Source organism: Streptomyces sp. NPDC031225 (genome assembly GCF_055570355.1).
This window is the reverse complement of sequence record NZ_JBVIHJ010000030.1, coordinates 23,481-43,435: the sequence shown is the minus strand read 5'-3', so window position 1 is coordinate 43,435 and position 19,955 is coordinate 23,481. Positions and strand designations below refer to the sequence as shown.

Here is a 19,955-nt window from a genome sequence, read left to right as displayed (position 1 = left end):
GAGCCGGCGGTCCGAGGGTCCGGCGGCCCGGCGGCCCAGCGGCCCAGCGGCCCAGCGGCCCAGCGGCCCAGCGGTCACCGTAAGCCCGAGTCGTCGAGGAGCGCGATGAGTTCCTGGAGCACAGTCTTCTCGTCCGTGCCGTCCAGCGCGGCCAGCGCGGCCCGCCACTGCTCGTACGCCTCCTCGGTCCTGCCCCGCTCGCGCAGCAGGAGTCCGTGCTGGTGGCGGGCGAGGGCACCGGTGTAGCGGTCGGCGCGGGCGTCCGCCCGGTGCAGCAGCTCCGCGCATTCGGCGGCGGCGCGCTCGCCGTGGCCGATCAGGCGCAGGGCGCGAACCAGGCCGAGGCGGCTCTGGGACTCGCCGTGCCAGTCGCCGGGACTGCCGAGAATGCGCAGACTCTCCTCGAAGTGCGCCAGGGCGGCGGCCGGTTCGCCGAGGGTGAGATGGGCGTAGCCGATGTTGCAGTGCGCCGAGTGCCGTACGACCACGCTGCCCGTCTCCTCACCGATGGCGAGGGAGCGGCGGTGCTGCTCGATGGCGGCGCGCGGGTCGGTGTGCTCGTACAGGTTGCCCAGGTTGCTGTGGGCCACGGCCTCGCCGAAGGGGTCGTTCAACTGCCGTGAACAGGCGAGGCTCTGCCGCAGTGCCTCGCCCGACTCGGCGTACCGGCCCAGGCTCTGGAGCAGCAGACCCCGGTTGTTGAGGCAGCGGCGGATCCAGGAGTCCGCGCCGAGCCGCCGCCAGATCTCAAGGGCCCGGTCGTTGAGGGCCAGGGCCTCGCCGTGCCGGCCGGTCAGGAAGTGCAGGCCGGCCAGGTCGCCCAGGGCGCATGCCTCGGCCGCGTCGTCGCCGAGCCGCCGTGCCACCGTGAGGGCGGCCCGGCCGAGGACCTCCGCCTCGGCGACCCGGCCGCTGCGCTGCAGGGAGGGCGAGAGCAGGCGCAGCAGGGTGGAGACATGGGCGGCGGTGCGCTCGTCCGGGGTGTCCGTGTGCCGTTCGACCAGGGCGACGATGTTCTCCAGCTCCGACTCGCCCCAGGCGAACGCCTTCTCCGGGGACGGGAACGGCGGGATGGCCAGCACGTGCGCCGCGTGCTCCGGTGGCTGCGCGGCGGTCGGGCGGCGACGGTCGTCCAGGTCGAGACCGGGTTCGGCGATCGCGGTCAGGGCGCGTTCGGCGACGGCCGCGTACCAGCGCAGGGCCGTGCGGGCGATGTCGGGGGCGTGCCCGCTGCCCGCGAGTTCCCTCGCGAAGTCGCGGACCAGACCGTGCGGGGCGTAGCGGCCGTACGCCGTCTCCTCCAGTAGCGCCACGTCGACCAGGCGGTCGAGGGCGTCCTCGGCGCGGGCCTCGTCGGTGCCGTCCGTGCCGAGGAGACGGGCGACGAGGGGGACGCCGTAGGTGGGCAGGTCGAGGGCGCCTATCCGGCACAGGGCGAGAGCGGCATCACGGTCGGACCGGCGGCCGGAGGCGGCGAGGGCGTCATGGGCGACGGCGAGGGAGCGGCGGACGGAGAGGTCGTCGTACTCCAGGTGCCGCAACCGGTCCTCGGTGGCGGCGAGTTGGTCCGCGAGGACATCGGGGGTGAGGGCATGACGGGCGGCGAGACGGGCCGCGACCACGCGGAGGGCCAGGGGGAGGCGGCCGGTGAGTTCTATCAGGGGGTGGGTGGCGTCGATGGGGGTGGCGGGGGGCGGGGTCGGGCGGGTGACAGGGGCGCCGTTGCCGCTTCGGTGGATGCCGTGGCCACTGGGGGCTGCGTCGGGGCCGCCGCGGTCTTGGCCGACCTGGCCGTCCCGGTCGTGTAGGCCGTATAGACCGTCCCGGTCGTGTTGGGTGTCCTGGCCGTGCTGGGGGTCCTGACCGTGCTGGGTGTCCTGACCCTGCTGGTCCTCACGGCCCGACAGTGCGCGCAGCAACTCCGCGCTCTCCTCCGCCGAGAGCGGGGTGAGCGGGTAACGGTGGGCGTCGTCGAGGGCGGTCAGCGGGGAGCGGCTGGTGACGATCACCGCGCAGCCGCCACCGGCCGGCAGCAACGGCCGTACCTGCGCGGCGCTCGACGCGTCGTCCAGCACCATGAGGGTGCGGGTGGGCGCGAGGAGCGACCGCAGCAACGCGGCTGCCGCGTCCGGGTGTTCGGGGATGCTGCGCGGCTCGGCGCCGAGGTCGCGGAGCAGGGCGGTGAGGGCCTGGGCCGGGGTGAGGGGGGTCATGCCCGGGGTGGCGCCCTGGAGGTTCACGTAGAACTGCCCGTCAGGGAAACGTTCCCGCAGCCCATGGGCGACGTGCAGCGCGAGCGCGCTCTTGCCGACGCCTGCCATGCCGCTGATGACCCCCACGGAGGGGCCGTCGTTGCGGGTGAGGGCGCGGCGGAGGTCTTCGCGGGCGGTGACCCGGCCGATGAAGTTGCCTGGGGGCGGGGGCAGTTGGGCGGGCCGGGGTGGTGAGAGGGGCGCCGGGGGTGACGCCTTGGTGTGGGGGTGCGGCGGCCTGTAGGGATGGGACGCCCGGAGGGCGTGCGGGTGCGGGGCGTTCGAGTGCGGGGCCTGGACGCCGGGGTCGGGTGAGGCGGACGCGGACGCGGACGCGGAAGCAGGGGTGGCGGGCGGGGCATCTTCGCGCGTAGCGCTTGCGGAAGCGGAAGCGGCACCGGGAGTGACCGCCCGCCCGGCCTGCCGAGCTGCACGTACTTCGGCGGCCGGTCCTGTGCCGTCACCGGCCTTTCCTGCACCGCCCGTTGTGCCCGGGCCACCGTTTCGACCGCTTCCGTCAACCCCGCCGCCTCCCCCGCGCAGCACCTCCACATGTGCATCGCGGACCGCGGGGCCCGGCTCCACGCCGAGTTCCTCGACCAGGCGGCTGCGGAGGTCCCGGTGGACGGCGAGGGCCTCGGCCTGGCGGCCGGTGCGGTGGAGGGCGAGCATCAGCTGGCGGTGGTAGGACTCGCGCAGGGGGTGTTCGGCGGCCAGCGCGGAGAGTTCGGGGACGAGGGCGTCCGGCCGGGTCGGCGCGAGGGCGAGCTCGGCGTCGTAACGCCATTCCAGCAGCAGTAGTCGCGCTTCCTCCAGGCGCTGCACCAACGCGTACCCGGCGAGTTCGGAGGGGACTCCGCTGAGCGGTGTGCCCCGCCACAGGGCGAGGGCCGCGGCGCAGGCGTCGACGGTCTCGGCCCAGTTCCCGTCGGCGTGCGCGGCGCGGGCCCCGGCGGCGAGACTCTCGAAGACCTGGACGTCGAGCTCACCCGGCTCCACGCGCAGCTGATAGCCGGGGGCCACCGCCTGGAGCCGTTCGGGGTCGTCGAGCAGCCGTCGCAGCCGGGAGACGTGGTTGTGCAGGGATGCCTTCGCCGAGGCCGGCGGGGTGCCGCCCCACAGCGCGTCCTTGAGGGACCCGGCAGAGACGACCCGGCCGGTTTCGAGGAGCAGCGCGGCCAGCAGGATCCGCTGCTTGCGGCTGCCGACGACCCGCACACCGGCGCTGTCGTCGCCGTCGTACAGGATCGGCGGTCCGAGCAGTCCGAACCGCAGCCCCGACCGCGGTCCGCGCCCCATCACGTCGCCCACTTCTGGCGGATTCCCGCCCTCTTCACGGCGGTTTCCCGCCAGCCACCCGACACCGGCCCCTGCCGGAACCGGCTCCCGTTCCGCGGTCCCACACCGCCGGTTCCCCGTCGTCACCGTCGACTTCACGCCAAGAGACGAACAGCGAAACGTACATGCGTTGGCCACATGTTAGCGATTTGTTGGCGCAACCTGATGTGATCACTACATCGGATCTGGCCCGAGGGCGCGCGCGTACGACGCGCAACTCGGGGGAGTGTCGCCGTCGCGGCCGGATCCGTGGGACGCGAGAGGGCCCCGGTCGGCGGAGGTGAGCGACCGGGACCCTCGTCCCCTTCTCGGGACCACGGGCTCTCAGATGACCGGCGGGCGTCCCAGCCGGGTGAGGTGCCACACCGTTCGCCAGCGCATCGGCCGCCGTTCACCCGCCGGTTCCCGTACGCCCTCGACGAACCCGCCGAACCAGGCGCGCAGCCCGCTCACCGACCGGGTCCGCAGCAGGGTGAGCGCCGTCCACACACCGAGGTGGACGGGGACGAGTGCCCAGGGGAGCCGACGGCGGGCCAGCCAGACGCGGTTGCGGGCGTTGACCCGGTAGTAGATGGCGTGCCGGGCCGGTGAGGTCTTCGGGTGCTGGAGCAGCAGTTCGGGCGCGTACAGGATGCGCCAGCCGCGGTCGGCGGCACGCCAGGCCAGGTCGGTCTCCTCGTGGGCGAAGAAGAACTCGGCGGGCCAGTCCCCGATCTCGGTGAGCATGGCCATGCGGAAACCGTGGCCGCCGCCCAGGAACCCGGTGACGTACCCGCCGCGCAGCGGATCGGAGGCGCCGACACGGGGCACGTGCCGCTGCTGGGTCTCGCCGTTCTCGTCGGCGATACGGAAGCCGACGATGCCGAGGCGTTCGTCGGCCGCGAACAACTCCTGTACGCGGCGCAGCACATCGGCGTCCACGAGCAGTCCGTCGTCGTCGAGTTCCACTACGACGTCGATGTCGCCGAAGTCCCTCAGCCGGGCGAGCGCCACGTTCCGTCCGCCGGGGCAGCCGAGGTTCTCGTCGACGTCGACGGTGGTGACCTCGCCGGGCAGGGACAGCCGCTCGGCGAACTCGGGCAGCCGGCAGCCGTTGCCGACGATCACGATCCGGGTCGGCGCGAGGTCCTGCTTGGCCACGGACCGCAGCAGCGCGTCGACCTCGTCGGGCCGGTTCCCCATGGTCACCACGGCGACGGCGATCCTCGGCGCGTGCATGTCCCCACCTCGTCCATTCGTGCCGTCGTGCTGTCAGCCCGTCAGCCCTTGATCCCGTCAGCCCGACGGGCATCGACCGGCGCGATGCTAGCCGTTCACGGTAAGGACTTCTCAGGTATGGGGATGTGGGGGCGGGGTGGAGGGGGGTGACGTGGAGGGGGCTGACGTGGAGGCTGGACGCCTTAGGCACCGTTTCTTTTGGCCTGGGGTGGTCGTTGGTCAGTGCATGGCAGACCTGGTCCAGCGGCTGGTACCGGACGAGTTGTGGGAGCTGTTTCGCCGGGTGGTACCTCCTACGGAGGTCATACGTCCCCAGGGCGGGGGCCGACGGCGGGCGGGCGACCGCGAGACGTTGGCGGCGATCATCTTCGTGGCCACGTCGGGGTGCACCTGGCGGCAACTCCCGCCGGTCTTCGGCCCGGCGTGGCCCACGGTCTACCGGCGCTTCGCGCAGTGGAGCCGTGCCCGCGTCTGGGCCAGACTGCACCGCGTCATCCTCGACGAACTTGGCGCGCTCGGTGAGCTGGACTGGTCCCGATGTGCAATCGACTCGGTAAGTGTCAGGGCCGCAAAAGGGGGCTACTGACGGGACCGAATCCGACCGATCGTGGCAAGCCGGGATCGAAGATCCACCTGATCACCGACCGAAAAGGACTGCCCCTGTCCCTGGGCATCTCCGCAGCCAACCTGCACGACAGTCAGGGCCTGGTGCCGCTTGTACGAGGCATACCGCCGATCCGGTCCCGCCGGGGCCCGCGTCGCAGGCGACCTGGGAAACTCCATGGCGACAAGGGATACGACTACGACCACCTGCGCCGATGGCTCCGCAGCCGCGGCATACGCCACCGCATCGCCCGCAAAGGCATCGAATCCTCACAACGACTCGGCCGCCACCGATGGGTGGTCGAGCGAACGGTGTCCTGGCTGGCAGGCTGCCGCCGTCTCCACCGCCGCTACGAGCGCAAGCCCGAGCACTTCCTGGCCTTCGTGGGCATCGCTGCCCTCCTCATCGGCCATCGGCGCCTCACACGGATCCGATAACTCACTGGTCAGAGGTGTTCCCCTCGGTCAGGATTCGCTCATGGACGAGCCAGCCACCATCGCCTGGAAGTACGCGGCGAACCTCATCTGCGAGGAAGACCTGCCCATGTTGGCGGCCCACCTACTGGCTGCCGGCCATGACTCTCCTTCACTGCGCGACCTGGCCGGCCGTTCCCGGCGCGAGCACCCAGCAGAGATCCGCCAGCTCTTCGGACACACCATGGAGGAGTTCGGGATGGAGATCCCGGACTACGAGACCGCTGAACGCTGCCTCCTGCATCACATGGCGACAGAGCTGACCGCCGGTGCCTTGCCACCGAAGATGGTCGCAGATCGAGTCTGGCAGGGGATCGAGGCGTTGACAGATCCTGAGCGGGAATTCGTGGCGGCCGTGGGCCTGGAGTACCACCTCGACTTCATGTCCCCCGAAGAGGTCCGGGCCTGGGAGAACGCTGTACGCCTCGCCGCAAAGACTCTGGCTGGAACAGCCTTCCCACACACGCAGTGACACCAGCCACGGCCACCACTCACCAGCCAGCCCTCACGCACACCAAAAGAAACGACCTCTTAGGCCTCGTCTCAGCCCCGCCGGTTCTCCCGCCGCCGCACGAACTTCAGCCCCGACCAGTCCTCCCCCAACGCCGCGACCTTCACGTCGACGACGCCGAGCGGGAGGAACACGTCCCGCAGCGCGTTCTCGGTGATGTCGCTGACGTGCCCGGCGGCCCTGCGCGGCCAGGCGATCCACAACGCGGCATCGTCCGCGAGGCCGGCGACGAGCCCGTCCGACTCGGCCGCCAGCCGCGCGTACTCGCGATGGAAGGAGAGGGCCACATCCGCGCCGCTCGGTCCCCCGGTCGCGAGGTCGCAGTCGTCGGGCAGGCCGGGGATGTCCCACCCGTCGGGCGCCCCGTCGAGCCGCACCCGGTGCCCTGCCTTGATCCCGAGCTTCTTGACGAGGGGCGTACCGGAGTATCCGCTGCCGGAATGCCCTCCGCCGCCTGCCGACCCGATCCCTGAAATACGGCACCTCCGTGCGCGCTGGTCCAGTCCCCCTCAGCGCATGATCTCAGGGCACCCCCGGCGGGCTACCGCACCAGCCGCGCAAGGAGCGTGGCGAGGTCGGCCAGGAACTGCAGCCAGGGGCGGGCCTGCTCGGCCCGGCGACCGAACCGTCTGCGCCTGCTTCCGGCTCGGACGACCTCCCGGCGCTGAATCGCCCTGTCCCGCACACGGTGCAAGGCCGTGCCACGGCTCGTTCCGATGCCCTTGCGTCGCCTCATGCCCGGACGCTAACCGGCCGGAACCGGGGACACAGGGCAGCGGACCGCCAAAGTGGGTGGACGGTTATTGGCGGTAACCCGTAAATCCACGAGCCGCCGACAACGATGGGGCCCTATCCCGGAGCCGACCACGCAGAGGCTGGCGCAGCGGCTGTCGTCGCACGCGGCCACGCGCCCGAAGCTCCAGACGTGTGCACGCCGCCCGAACGTGGTCGATCGCGCGGCGCGGCCTCATCGCGGGCACGACCGCCAACGGACTCAGGGCACGCAAGGCGGACTCAGGGAACTCAGAGAACCCAGGGGACTGAAGTGACACGCTCAACTTGCCCCGCCGACGCCCCTGCCCTCCGGGCAAGCACTTCACAATCAATTGCGTCTGAGTAACTTATCAAGTCAGTTACTTGCACTTGATGTTAAGTGAGTGGCTCTCTAACGTTCTCGGCATGAACCTCACCGTCCTCGCAGCCTCCGGTCAGACCGGAATAGCCCTCACCCGACAGGCGCTGCAACGTGGTCACACCGTGACCGCCATCGCGCGTGACCCCGAGCGGATCGCCCTGCCCGACTCTCCGAACCTGCGCAAAGTGGCGGGCGACGTGCACGACGCGGCCGGTATCGCCGCCGTCGTGGACGGGGATTCCGTGGTCCTTTCCGCGCTCGGTACGGACCGGGCCGGAATCCTCCTGGCCGGCGCCCGGGCCGTCGTCGCCGCCGACCCGCAGCGCGTCATCTGGCTCGGCGCCTACGGCACGGGCAAGTCCGCCGAAGTGGCAGGGGAGGGCGCGGACGTGCTCGCCAAGGTGCTGGGCGACCGGCTCTCGGACAAGGTCGAGGCCGACAACACCGTTCTCGCGGCCGGAGGCACCGTCTTCCACGCCGGGATGCTCGCCGACGGACCCGAAAGCCCCCGTCGGCGCACGGTCGGCCTGGAGTCCGCTCCCCCCTTCGACCTCGGCGCCAAGGTCAGCCGGGAAACCGTCGCCGCAGCCATGCTCGACGAAGCCGAGACGCCCCGATTTCCCGGTGCCGTGGCCCTGCCCCTGACGGAGTAGGCGCAGTGGTCAGCCGGCGGCGATCTCCTCGAACGACTCCCGGATCTGCTCGCGGAGCCAGGCGTGGGCGGGGTCGGAATCGTAGCGCTGGTGCCAGTTGCAGTTGATCGTCGCCGCCGGGGCCTCGATCGGCAGCGGCCGGGCGATGAGCCCGAACGCCTCGATGAGCGGGCGGCCGAAGATCGCCGTACAGGTGACCAGCACGTCGCCACAAGCGGCGATCTGCAGGGCACCGGACACCGTCGCCACCGCCGCGACCACCCGGCGCCGCAGACCTTCGGCGGCCAGCACGTCGTCGATCGACGCGGTGAGGCGGCCGCGCCGGGAGATCACCACATGCGGCTGTGCCGCGTAGGAAGCCAAGTCGAGTCCGGCGGCGCACGGGTGGTCCGCGCGCATCGCCACGACGAGCCGATCGTCGCCGAGCGGCTCGGACCGGAACTCGGGGAGGCCAGGCCTACCACCGCCGAGTTCCAGATCGACGCGGCCGTGGCGCAGATCGTCGGTGTCGACGGTGTTCTCCGCCAGCACCCGCAACTGCACCCCGGCAGCCCGCTGTTGGATCCTCCCGACCAGTACGGGTACCAGGGACGCGGCCACCGCGTCGTGGCACTGGATCGTGAACGTGCGATCCATCCCTGCCAGATCCAGCTCACGGATCGGCGAGAGCACTTCACGCGCTTGCCTGACCAGCCGGTGCACGTCCTCCCGTACCGACACCGCGTACGGGGTGGGAGTCATCGAGTGGCCGGTGCGCACCAGGATGTCGTCCCCCGTGACGGCGCGAAGCCGGCCGAGGGTGCGGCTGACCGCGGGCGAGGACAGGTGCAGCCGCTCGGCCGCGCCCATCACGCTGCCCTCTTCGAGCAGGGCGTCCAGCACGGTCAGCAGATTCAAGTCCAATTGCATACGAGTAAATCCTCACAAGACACAGATCCACTTCGATCAACTCCAGGAGCATCCCATGAGCCAGGAACTGAACCAGGACCTTCTTGCCGCCACCGTCGCCGCCGTCCGCCACGCCGGCGCCCGGATGATGACGCGCTACTCCACCGAAACCCGTCATCCCGGCCTCCCCGAACTGCTCGCCAGCCTCCAGGCCAATGACGCGGCCGTCGTCGCCACGCTGCGCCCGGCGCTGACCGAGGCCCTGCCGAGCGCGGGCTGGCTCAACGACGAGCACGGATCGGGACCGCTGGCCACGGGCGAGTGGTGGCTCATCGACCCGGTCGGCGGCAACGTCAACGCCGTGCACGGCATGCCCGACTGGAACATCGGCGTGAGCCTCGTCCGCGACGGCCGCCCGGTGCTGGCGGTGGTCTACTTCCCGGTCCTCGACGAGATGTTCACCGCGACCGAGGACGGCGGGGCGTTCCTCAACGGTGTACGGCTGCGCGTTTCGGACAAGACGGCGCTGGACGGCGCACTGGCCGGGACCGGCCAGGCCCAGCCGGGTCGCGACCCCGAGTTCGCGGAGCGGATGGGCTCCGCCTTCGCCGCGATGTCCAACGCCGCCCTTTACGTACGGGTCTCCGTCCCGGTGACCCACCAGCTCGCCCAGGTCGCCGCGGGCCGGATGGACCTGCACTGGCAGTTCGACAACGTCCGGTCCCACGCGGCGGGTGTGCTGCTGGTCCAGGAGGCCGGAGGCGTCGTGACCGGCCTCGACGGCAAACCGTGGGAACTCGCCAGCGAGAACTACATCGCCGCCGCGCCGGGTGTGCACGCCGCCGCCCTGGAAGTCCTCACCGCCTGAGGATCGTACGGACCCTTCTTCCTCATCAGGCCATGCTGCTGACGTTCCTGGGCCCGATCACCGAACTCGCCTCAGGCGAGTAACCGTTGCGGGACATCTGGTTCGTCGCGTTCCTCTCCACCACCGCCATGGTGCTGCTGAGTTTCGCGATGGTGCTCTCGGTCTTCAAGCCATGGGGCTGAGTCCGCAAGCAGGACGCGCCGGGTCAGCGCTGAGCAGGGGCGCGGAACAGAAAGATCCGATTGGCCGACGTGCTTCCTGGCACGCCGGGCCGGTGGAGCAAGGTCCCCACCTGAGGCCAGACATGGTCACGCGGTCCGCATCGGACACTCACCGCACAGGCCAAAAGCAAAAGCCCCAGGTCACGGCGAGTGAGTCCTGAGGCTTCCACAGAGCCGCCTTCGGGATTCGAACCCGAGACCTACGCATTACGAGTGCGTTGCTCTGGCCATCTGAGCTAAGGCGGCGCGCTGTCCACACCATGGTGCGATCAGCAACGTCGGCAAGTCTACACAGTTTCCGGGGGTGCTCCGCACCTGCCCTCGGGGCGCCCCCGGACGGTCCGTAGGTCCGGGCTAGGAGCAGCGTTTCCCGTCCGCGGGAGGGGTTCCGCGGAGCAGGTACGTGTTGATCGCGGAGTCGATGCAGGTGCTCCCGCGGCCGTAGGCGGTGTGGCCGTCGCCCTCGTAGGTGAGGAGGCGGGCCGAGGAGAGCTGGGCGGCCAGGGCGCGGGCCCAGCGGTAGGGGGTGGCCGGGTCGCGGGTGGTGCCGACCACGACGATCGGGGCCGCACCCCGGGCCTCGATGCGGTGCGGCTCACCCGTCGCCCTGACCGGCCAGTACGCGCAGCTGAGGGAGGCCCAGGCGAGGCCCTCGCCGAAGACGGGCGACGCCTTCTCGAAGGACGGCAGGGCCTTCTCCACCTGCTCGGGGCTGTCGTAGGCGGGCGGCAGGTCGAGGCAGTTCACGGCGGCGTTGGCCGGCATCAGGTTGCTGTAGCGGCCTCCGGCGTCGCGCTCGTAGTAGCTGTCGGCGAGGACCAGCAGCCCGGCGCCGTCCTTCTCCTTCATCGCCGACGTCAGTGCCTCACGCAGCTGCGCCCAGGAGCTCTCGTCGTACATCGCCGCGATCACGCCGGTGGTGGCGAGGGCCTCGCCGAGCCTGCGGCCGTCCACGTCACCGGTGGGGATCGGGTGTGCGTCCAGCCGTCCGAAGAACGCCTTGAGGTTCCGGCCCACCTCCGCGGGCGTCGTTCCCTTTCGTCCGAGCGGGCAGTCCGGCTGCTGGACGCAGTCCTTCGCGAACGACTGGAACGCCGTCTCGAACCCCGCCGTCTGGTCGAGGTTCATCCGCCGCGCGGGCAGCGAGGGGTCCATCGCGCCGTCCAGCACCAGCCGCCCCGAGCGCCCGGGGAACAGCCCCGCATACGTCGCCCCGAGGAACGTCCCGTACGACGCCCCCACGTAGTTCAGCTTCGCGTCGCCCAGTGCCGCCCGCACGATGTCCATGTCCCGGGCCGTCTCGACCGTCGAGACGTGCCGCAGCAGTGCGGGCGAGTGCTTGCCGCAGCTCTCCGCGAACTTCTTGTAGGCGCCGACGAGTTCGGTGGTCTCGCGCGCGTCGTCGGGTGTGCTGTCCGTCTGGGTGTACACGTCCATGTCCCGCCCGTCGAGACATTCGACGGGCTCGCTGCGGGCCACTCCGCGCGGGTCGACCGCGACCATGTCGTACCGGGCCCGGACCGCCGCGGGGTAGCCGATGCCGGCGTACGCCTGGAGGTAGCCGACCGCCGAGCCGCCCGGTCCGCCCGGGTTCACGAACAGCGACCCGAGACGCGAGCCCGGCCCCGTGGCCTTCTTGCGGGCGACGGCAAGCCGGACGTCCCCGCCGGCCGGCTTGTCGTAGTCCAGCGGCGCCTTCAGCGTGGCGCACTCGAAGCCGGGCACCCCGCAGCTGTGCCAGCGCGCCTTCTGCCCGTAGTACGGCGTGAGCGCAGCCGGTGTCGATCGCGGCAGCGCGGCCAGCGCCACCTCGCCGGCCGAGGTGGCGGAACTCGTCGACGCGCCGACGGAGCAGGCGGAGACGAGCAGCGTGGCGACCGCGAGGAGGGCACCGCCGGCCAGGGCTGTGCGAGCCGGCCGCGGATGGGCCTCGCGGGTCTGACGAGTACGGGCCGTGCGTGCCTGCCGGACGGGAAGGTTCCGGCTGGTGCGGCGGGGGTTGAGCCTGATGCGCATCGAGCGAGCCTAACCCTCCGCGTTGGATCACATGCCCTCCGTGAACCATCCGGCCCGTACGAGTGACACGGTCAACCTGTGATCACCGGCGCTCCTCAGCCCTCTCTGAGTGCCATCGTCATCGCCTCCACGGCGAGCAGCGGGGCCACATTGCGGTCGAGGGCCTCACGGCAGGCGCCGATCGCCTCGATGCGGCGGAGTGTGCTCTCCGGGGAGCTGCCGCGGGCGAGTCGCTCCAGGGCGTCCTCGGCGTCACCGTTGGCGATCGCCACGCGGGAGCCGAGCTGAAGGGCGAGGACGTCGCGGTAGAAGCCGGTGAGGTCGGTGAGCGCGAGGTCGAGGCTGTCGCGCTGGGTACGCGTCTTGCGGCGCTTCTGCTTGTCCTCCAGGTCCTTCATCACGCCCGCGGTGCCGCGCGGCATCCTGCCGCCCTGGGTGGCGCCCATCGCCGTCTTCAGCTCGTCGGTCTCCTTGCCGTCCATCTCCTCGGCGAGTTGCTTGGCGTCATCGGCCGCCGCGTCGACGAGTTCCTGCGCCGCCCTGAGGCAGCCGCCGACGTCCTCGACGCGCAGCGGCAGCTTCAGAACGGCGGCACGGCGCCGGCGCGCGGCCGGGTCGGTGGCGAGGCGGCGCGCATGGTCGATGTGGCCCTGGGTGGCACGGGCGGCGGCCATCGCGGCGGCGGGCTCGACGCCCTCCCTGCGCACCAGCATGTCGGCGACGGCGTCCACGGAGGGGGTGGACAGGTTCAGGTGCCGGCAACGGGAACGGATCGTCGGCAGGACGTCCTCGATGGAGGGGGCGCACAGCAGCCACACCGTCCGCGGGGCGGGCTCCTCCACGGCCTTGAGGACCGCGTTGGCCGACTTCTCGTTCAGCCGCTCGGCGTCCTCGACGAGGATGATCTGCCAGCGGCCGGTAGCGGGCGAGGTGAAGGACTTCCTCACGGTGTCCCGCATGTCGTCGGCGAGGATCTGGCTGCCGACGGCGGCGACGGAGGTGACGTCGGCGTGGGTGCCGATCAGGGCCGTGTGACAGCCGTCGCAGAATCCGCAGCCGGGAACGCCGCCGAGGGCCCGGTCCGGGCTGACGCACTGCAGTGCGGCGGCGAAGGCCCGTGCCGTCTGGTTCCGCCCGGCCCCGGGCGGGCCCGTGAACAACCAGGCATGGGTCATCTTCGACGCCTCGGGGGGCGGGGCACCGGTGGCGATGGCGGTGACCAGGGCGTCGGCGTCCCGGGCAGCGGCCCCGAGCTGCTCGCTCACCCTCTCCTGGCCGACCAGGTCGTCCCATACGGTCATGGGTCACGCCGCCCTTTCGTCATGTGTCGCACTACGGAGTCCATTGTGGAGGCGACCACTGACATCGGGACGACGGCCGGTTGCCGGTCTGCGTTCTGCGGGCTGCGGGCGGGTGCAGCCGGGCAGGCTTGACCGCACCCACCCAGGAGCGCGGGAAACCACGCGACCCGCCACGGCGAGCCCGCACCCTGAAGACGGCCGCTACCGCCCCCGACGCCGGCCCCGACCGTCCCCGTACTCCTCGTCATGCGGCCCGAGCAGCTCATCGGCCAGCGAAGGCAGATCGTCCAACGGCGTCTCCTCGGCCCAGTCCGACCGGGCCCTGCGCCGAGGCGTCCCCTTCTCGTCGACCTGCGGCAGCTCCCGCGTCCGCTCCGCGTCCCGGAAGTACCCCGGCGGCACCCGGTCCGCAGGGCCGTCCCCCGACACCGGAGGCAACACGGCCGTCTCGTCTGCCGCGTTCGAAGGCACAGGAGGAAGCACCGCGGTCTCATCCGCCGATCCCGGAGGCACGGGAGGCAGTACGGCCGTCTCGTCAGCCGATCCCGGAGGCACAGGCCGCAGCACGGCCGTCTCATCCGCCGCGCCCGGAGGCACAGGCGGCTGCGGAAGCTCGGCCGTCACCTCGGAGTCGGACCCCTGGGAGGCACCGCCCCCGAAGGAATCCCCGTCGTCCTTCTCCATGGACACCCGAGGCAGCACAGCCGTCTCGTCCACCGGCCCACCCGACGCGTTCGTCGGCGTCACCACCGGGGTGGGCACGGTCGCCGCGTCCATTCCCGCCGCAGGAGCAGCGGCCTGCTTCGGTCCCGCCTCCGCCGCCGCGGCCGCGGACTCGGCGAGCCGGCGAGCCTCCTCGGCGCGCAGCAACGCCTCCTCGGCCCTGCGCTGCTTCTCCAGCCGCTGCTCCTCGGCCTCGGCACGCAGGCGCGCCTCCTCCGCGGCCCGCTTGCGGGCGGCCTCTTCCTGAACCTTGCGCCGTGCCTCTTCCTCGGCGCGCGACTTCTCCTCGGCGAGGAGACGGGCCCGCTCCTCCTCGGCACGCCTGCGCGCTTCCTCGGCACGCAGCCGCGCCTCCTCCGCCTGCCGCTCGGCCTCGCGACGCTGGGCCTCCTCCAGCTCACGCCGCTTGCGCTCCTCCTCCTCGGCCTTCAGCCGGGCGAGCTGCTCCTGGCGCTCACGCTCCAGGCGCTCCTCCTCGGCCTTGCGCGCGGCCTCTTCCTCGGCCTTGCGGCGCGCTTCCTCCTCGGCCTTGCGCCGGGCCTCCTCCTGCTCCCGTATCTCCTGCTCGGACAGCGGCAGCATCTGGTCGAGCCGATGCCGTACGACGGTGGAGACGGCCTCGGGCTCCTGTCCCGCGTCCACGATCAGGTAGCGCCCGGGGTCGGAAGCCGCCAGGGTGAGGAACCCGGACCGCACACGCGCGTGGAACTCCGCCGGCTCCGACTCCAGCCGGTCCGGCGCCTCGGTGAAGCGCTCGCGGGCGATCTCCGGGGACACGTCCAGCAGGACGGTCAGATGCGGCACCAGGCCGTCCGTCGCCCAGCGGTTGATGCGGGCGATCTCCGTCGGGGACAGGTCGCGCCCGGCGCCCTGGTACGCGACCGACGAGTCGATGTACCGGTCGGAGATCACGACCGCGCCGCGCTCCAGCGCGGGCCTGACCACGGTGTCCACGTGCTCCGCGCGGTCCGCCGCGTACAGCAGCGCCTCCGCGCGGTGGGACAGTCCGGTGCTCGACACGTCCAGCAGGATCGACCTCAGCCGCTTGCCCACCGGGGTCGCCCCCGGCTCGCGCGTCACCACGACCTCATGCCCCTTGGCCCGGATCCACTCGGCGAGCGCCTCGGCCTGGGTGGACTTCCCGGCCCCGTCGCCGCCCTCCAGGGCGATGAAGAAGCCGCCGTCGGCAGGCACCGTCACCGGGTCGTCGCCGCCGAGCAGCGCGTCCCGCAGGTCGTGCCTGAGCGGTACGCCGGACCGGTCGTCGACCTTGGCCAGCACGACCGCGGCCACCGGCAGCAGCAGCGCGCCGACCAGCATCAGGACGAACGCGGCGCCGCCGTGCGCGAACACGAACTTGCCGTTCTCCAGGCGGTGCGGCCCGATCGCCGCGGCCACCACGGGCGCGACCAGCGCGCCGAGCGCCACACTGACCCGCACGACCGCGTGCAGGTGCTCGGTGGTCCGCGCCCGCCGGTACTCCTCGGTCTCCTGGTCGAGCAGCGTGTGACCGGTGTTGGCGGCCACGCCCGCGCCGACGCCGGCCAGCACCTCGATCAGCAGCACGGTGGTGAGATCCGGGACGAGCCCGGCCGCCAGCAGGGCGATGCCGGTGAAGGCGATCGCCAGCGCGAGCAGCCGGCGCCGGGACAGCGCGACCAGCACCCGGGGCGCCGTACGGACGCCGACCACGACGCCACCGGTCAGCGCGGACACCATCAGTCCGTACGTCACCGGGCCGCCGCCCAGGTCCCTGGCGTGCAGCACGGCGACGGCGACAGCGGCCGCGATCGCCCCGGCGACGGCCGCGCAGGCCGGCACGAGCAGCGGGATCGCACCGGTGCGGCCCTTGTCGACGCCGGTGCCCGTCTTGGGCCGGCGCAGCCCCTCCAGCGGCGAACGCGCGCGCGGGGTGCGGGTGTCGGGCAGTTCCAGGAAGGTCAGCAACGACAGGGACGCGGCGAACAGACCGGCCGCGACGTAGGAGGCGAGGGCCGCCTGGTGCTGGCCGAACCATTCGATGCCGGAGCCCAGCAGGTTGTTGAGCAGACCGGCTGCGACGAGCGTGAGGCCGGCCAGCGGGATCACCACGAAGGTCGTTCGCAGCGACAGGCGGCGCAGGGCGTCCAGGTGGTCCGGCAGGGGTCGTACCGTCGCTCCCTCCGGCGGCGGAGCCGGCAGCAGGGCGGGCGCGGCGCTCTCGCGGCACACGGTCCACAGGCGCTCGGCGACACCGGTCACGAAGGCGGTCACCAGGAGCATCGCCGGCGCGTTGTCCGGCGTCCAGTCGATCCACAGCGGGGCGACGATGAGCAGGGCGGCCCTGACTCCGTCCGCTCCGACCATGGTCCAGCGGCGGTCGAGCGGGCCCTCCTGCGACGTGAGCGCCGTCAGCGGGCCGAGCAGAACGGCACCGAAGAGCAGCGTCGCCAGGATGCGCGTACCGAAGACGGTCGCCACTGCGAACGCCAGACCTCGGTAGCCGCCGCCGAACGAGCCCTCGGCGACCGCCGTCTGGAGGGCCAGCAGCACCAGCACCAGAAGTGCGAGGGTGTCGCCGACTCCGCCGACGAGCTGGGCGCTCCACAGGCGTTTCAGCTGGGGCCTGCGCAGCAGGGCGCGGACGGCACGCTCGCGGGAGTCCGCGACCAGGGCGTCGTCGGGGGCCGGGTCAGGGGCCGTTGGCTGCTCCGCAGGGGTCATGCTTTCAGCCTATCGGGAGCCACCGACAGCCCGGGGCGCGCGTCCGCACGTGCGCACGCCCCGACACCAAAGTGATGCCGGGGCGTGCGCATTGCGAAGCCTCAGTGGAGGAACTGCGCCGGATTCAGTCCTCGGAGGCCGCCTTCGAGGCCGCCGCCTTCTTCGCGGTCGCGGTGGTCTTCTTCGCCGTCGTCTTCTTCGCGGCCGTGGTCGTCTTCTTCGCCGTCGTCTTCGCGGCCGTCGCCTTCTTGGCCGGGGCCTTCCTGGCGGGCGCCTTCTTCGCCGTCTTCTTGGCGGGGGCCTTCGCCCGCTTCTCGGCGAGCAGTTCGAAGCCGCGCTCCGGGGTGATCTCCTCGACGCTGTCGCCGGAGCGCAGGGTCGCGTTGGTCTCCCCGTCGGTGACGTACGGCCCGAAGCGGCCGTCCTTGACCACGACCGGCTTCTCGCTGACCGGGTCCACGCCCAGCTCCTTCAGCGGCGGCTTGGCGGCTGCCCGCCCGCGCTGCTTGGGCTGGGAGTAGATCTCCAGCGCCTCTTCGAGGGTGATCGTGAAGAGCTGGTCCTCGGTCTGCAGTGACCGCGAGTCCGTGCCCTTCTTCAGGTACGGGCCGTAGCGGCCGTTCTGCGCGGTGATCTCCTGGCCCTCGGCGTCGGCGCCGACGACACGCGGCAGCGACATCAGCTTGAGGGCGTCCGCGAGGGTCACCGTGTCCAGGGCCATCGACTTGAACAGCGAGGCCGTGCGCGGCTTGACGGCGTTCTTGCCGGTCTTCGGGGTGCCCTCGGGGAGCACCTCGGTGACGTACGGGCCGTAGCGGCCGTCGCGGGCGATGATCTGGCGGCCGGTCTCCGGGTCGGCGCCGAGCTCGAAGTCGCCGCTCGGCTTGGCGAGCAGCTCCTCGGCGTGCTCGACGGACAGCTCGTCCGGTGCCAGGTCCTCGGGCACGTCGGCCCGCTGGTGGTTCTCGGAGTCCTTCTCGCCGCGCTCGATGTAGGGGCCGTAGCGGCCGACCCTGAGCACGATGTCGTTGCCCACGGGGAACGACGACACCTCTCGGGCGTCGATGGCGCCCAGGTCGGTCACGAGCTCCTTGAGGCCGCCGAGGTGGTCCCCGTCGCCGTTGCCCGCGTCGGCGGCGGAGCCGCTGTCAGACGCTGCCTCACCGAAGTAGAAGCGCCGCAGCCACGGCACGGACTGCGCCTGACCGGCGGCGATGCGGTCGAGGTCGTCCTCCATCCTGGCGGTGAAGTCGTAGTCGACGAGCCGGCCGAAGTGCTTCTCCAGGAGGTTGACCACGGCGAAGGACAGGAAGGACGGGACGAGTGCCGTGCCCTTCTTGAAGACATAGCCGCGGTCGAGGATCGTGCCGATGATCGACGCATACGTTGACGGGCGGCCGATCTCGCGCTCTTCGAGCTCCTTGACGAGGCTGGCCTCGGTGTAGCGGGCCGGGGGCTTGGTGGCGTGCCCGTCGACCGTGATCTCCTCGGCGGACAGCGGGTCGCCCTCGCTGACCTGGGGCAGGCGGCGCTCGCGGTCGTCCAGTTCGGCGTTCGGGTCGTCGGCGCCCTCGACGTACGCCTTCAGGAAGCCGTGGAAGGTGATCGTCTTGCCGGAGGCGCTGAACTCGACGTCCCGGCCGTCGGCGGCGGTGCCACCGATCTTCACGGTGACGCTGTTGCCGATCGCGTCCTTCATCTGGGAGGCGACCGTGCGCTTCCAGATCAGCTCGTAGAGCCTGAACTGGTCGCCGGTCAGGCCGGTCTCGGCCGGGGTGCGGAAACGATCACCCGACGGGCGGATCGCCTCGTGCGCCTCCTGGGCGTTCTTGACCTTCCCGGCGTACGTGCGCGGGGCCGACGGCAGGTAGTCGGCGCCGTAGAGCTGGGTGACCTGGGCGCGGGCCGCCTTGATCGCGGTCTCGCTCAGGGTCGTGGAGTCCGTACGCATATAGGTGATGAAGCCGTTCTCGTACAGCTTCTGGGCCACCTGCATGGTCGCCTTCGCGCCGAAGCCGAGCTTGCGCGAGGCCTCCTGCTGAAGGGTCGTCGTACGGAACGGGGCGTACGGCGAGCGGCGGTACGGCTTCGACTCGACCGAGCGGACCGCGAACCGCGTCTGGTCCAGGGCGGCGGCCAGGGCGCGGACGGTGGCCTCGTCGAGGTGGAGGGTGTTCGCGCTCTTGAGCTGTCCCAGGGAGTCGAAGTCGCGACCCTGCGCGACCCGCCTGCCGTCGACGCTCTGGAGGCGGGCGACCAGCGACGACGGGTCCGAGGAGTCCCCCGCGCGGCCGGTCGCGAAGGTGCCCGTCAGGTCCCAGTACTCAGCGGAACGAAACGCGATGCGCTCGCGTTCCCGCTCCACGACGAGGCGGGTGGCGACCGACTGGACACGGCCGGCCGACAGGCGCGGCATGACCTTCTTCCACAGGACCGGCGAGACCTCGTAGCCGTAGAGGCGGTCGAGGATGCGGCGGGTCTCCTGGGCGTCGACGAGCTTCTGGTTCAGCTCGCGCGGGTTGGCGACGGCGGCCTGGATCGCGGCCTTGGTGATCTCGTGGAAGACCATCCGCTTGACCGGGACCTTGGGCTTCAGCACCTCCTGGAGGTGCCACGCGATGGCCTCGCCCTCGCGGTCCTCATCGGTGGCGAGGTAGAGCTCGTCGGAGTCCTTCAGCAGGTCCTTGAGCTTCTTGACCTGCGCCCGCTTGTCGGCGTTGACCACATAGATCGGCGCGAAGTCGTGCTCGACGTCCACGCCGAGCCGGCGGACCTCGCCGGTGTACTTCTCCGGCACCTCGGCGGCACCGTTGGGGAGGTCGCGGATGTGCCCGACGCTCGCTTCGACGACGTATCCGGGGCCGAGATAGCCCTTGATCGTCTTCGCCTTGGCAGGCGACTCGACGATGACGAGTCGGCGGCCGCCGTGTGCGGTCTCGCTGGTCGGGGACAACTTCGCTCTTCTCTCCGGTCGGCGCTGGGGGTCTCCCCAGGCCTTGGTTCCCGGGGTCGGGTCATGCTGACGCTGCGGAGTGTGACGGTACATCCCGC

At 71.6% G+C, this 19,955-nt stretch carries 14 protein-coding genes and 1 tRNA gene; 4 read left to right on the top strand and 11 right to left on the bottom strand.

The features are described 5' to 3' along the window. Positions 1 to 74: 74 nt before the first annotated feature. Entirely contained in the window at positions 75 to 3,551 is a 3,477-nt protein-coding gene (locus ACZ48Z_RS37920) for an AfsR/SARP family transcriptional regulator (protein WP_468740454.1), read from the bottom strand. A gap of 363 nt (positions 3,552 to 3,914) precedes the next feature. Further along, positions 3,915 to 4,808 carry a glycosyltransferase family 2 protein gene (locus tag ACZ48Z_RS37915; protein ID WP_468740453.1) on the bottom strand — a complete coding sequence of 298 codons (894 nt, stop codon included), beginning with the start codon at positions 4,806 to 4,808 and terminating at the stop codon, positions 3,915 to 3,917. 226 nt (positions 4,809 to 5,034) lie between these two features. Between ACZ48Z_RS37915 and ACZ48Z_RS37910 the strand changes: the two genes are divergently transcribed. Next, a protein-coding gene (locus tag ACZ48Z_RS37910; RefSeq protein ID WP_384178561.1) for an IS5 family transposase occupies positions 5,035 to 5,849 on the top strand; the annotation gives its coding sequence in 2 pieces (ribosomal slippage) (positions 5,035 to 5,382 and positions 5,385 to 5,849; 813 coding nt in all). Between the two features lie 40 nt (positions 5,850 to 5,889). Further along, the gene (locus tag ACZ48Z_RS37905) at positions 5,890 to 6,357 is read left to right on the top strand and encodes a hypothetical protein (protein WP_468740452.1); all 468 of its coding nucleotides are present in this window, start codon (positions 5,890 to 5,892) and stop codon (positions 6,355 to 6,357) included. Between the two features lie 71 nt (positions 6,358 to 6,428). Here the strand turns inward: ACZ48Z_RS37905 and ACZ48Z_RS37900 are convergent, their stop codons facing one another. Together ACZ48Z_RS37900 and ACZ48Z_RS37895 are read right to left on the bottom strand one after the other, a co-directional pair. Further along, positions 6,429 to 6,773: a DUF3052 domain-containing protein gene (locus ACZ48Z_RS37900; RefSeq protein ID WP_468740451.1), complete on the bottom strand. Its 345-nt coding sequence runs from the start codon at positions 6,771 to 6,773 to the stop codon at positions 6,429 to 6,431. Between the two features lie 164 nt (positions 6,774 to 6,937). After that, a complete protein-coding gene (locus ACZ48Z_RS37895) occupies positions 6,938 to 7,132 on the bottom strand; it encodes a hypothetical protein (protein ID WP_468740450.1) in 195 nt (64 codons plus the stop codon). 443 nt (positions 7,133 to 7,575) lie between these two features. On the opposite strand from ACZ48Z_RS37895, the gene ACZ48Z_RS37890 reads away from it, so the two are divergent. Continuing rightward, complete coding sequence (locus ACZ48Z_RS37890) at positions 7,576 to 8,184, top strand: NAD(P)-dependent oxidoreductase (RefSeq protein ID WP_468740449.1); 609 nt, start codon at positions 7,576 to 7,578, stop codon at positions 8,182 to 8,184. A gap of 9 nt (positions 8,185 to 8,193) precedes the next feature. On the opposite strand, the gene ACZ48Z_RS37885 is transcribed toward ACZ48Z_RS37890, so the two are convergent. After that, the gene (locus ACZ48Z_RS37885; RefSeq protein ID WP_468740448.1) at positions 8,194 to 9,093 is read right to left on the bottom strand and encodes a LysR family transcriptional regulator; all 900 of its coding nucleotides are present in this window, start codon (positions 9,091 to 9,093) and stop codon (positions 8,194 to 8,196) included. Between the two features lie 55 nt (positions 9,094 to 9,148). Between ACZ48Z_RS37885 and ACZ48Z_RS37880 the strand changes: the two genes are divergently transcribed. Further along, positions 9,149 to 9,940, top strand: coding sequence for an inositol monophosphatase family protein (locus ACZ48Z_RS37880; RefSeq protein ID WP_468740447.1), 792 nt, complete (start codon positions 9,149 to 9,151; stop codon positions 9,938 to 9,940). A 25-nt stretch (positions 9,941 to 9,965) separates the two neighbouring features. Here ACZ48Z_RS37880 and ACZ48Z_RS37875 read toward each other — a convergent pair whose 3' ends face one another. From ACZ48Z_RS37875 to topA, 6 genes are all read right to left on the bottom strand, one after another. Further along, positions 9,966 to 10,109 carry a hypothetical protein gene (locus tag ACZ48Z_RS37875; protein WP_468740446.1) on the bottom strand — a complete coding sequence of 48 codons (144 nt, stop codon included), beginning with the start codon at positions 10,107 to 10,109 and terminating at the stop codon, positions 9,966 to 9,968. Positions 10,110 to 10,333: 224 nt separating this feature from the next. Next, positions 10,334 to 10,407: transfer RNA gene (locus tag ACZ48Z_RS37870), tRNA-Thr, on the bottom strand. 108 nt (positions 10,408 to 10,515) lie between these two features. After that, positions 10,516 to 12,177, bottom strand: coding sequence for an alpha/beta hydrolase (locus tag ACZ48Z_RS37865; RefSeq protein WP_468740445.1), 1,662 nt, complete (start codon positions 12,175 to 12,177; stop codon positions 10,516 to 10,518). 95 nt (positions 12,178 to 12,272) lie between these two features. Further along, positions 12,273 to 13,478 (bottom strand): DNA polymerase III subunit delta', encoded by a 1,206-nt coding sequence (locus ACZ48Z_RS37860; protein ID WP_468740444.1) that lies wholly within the window; start codon positions 13,476 to 13,478, stop codon positions 12,273 to 12,275. Positions 13,479 to 13,679: 201 nt separating this feature from the next. After that, complete coding sequence (gene tmk / locus ACZ48Z_RS37855) at positions 13,680 to 16,904, bottom strand: dTMP kinase (RefSeq protein WP_468740443.1); 3,225 nt, start codon at positions 16,902 to 16,904, stop codon at positions 13,680 to 13,682. A gap of 124 nt (positions 16,905 to 17,028) precedes the next feature. Continuing rightward, positions 17,029 to 19,857, bottom strand: coding sequence for a type I DNA topoisomerase (topA, locus tag ACZ48Z_RS37850; protein ID WP_468740442.1), 2,829 nt, complete (start codon positions 19,855 to 19,857; stop codon positions 17,029 to 17,031). Between the last annotated feature and the right edge of the window lie 98 nt (positions 19,858 to 19,955).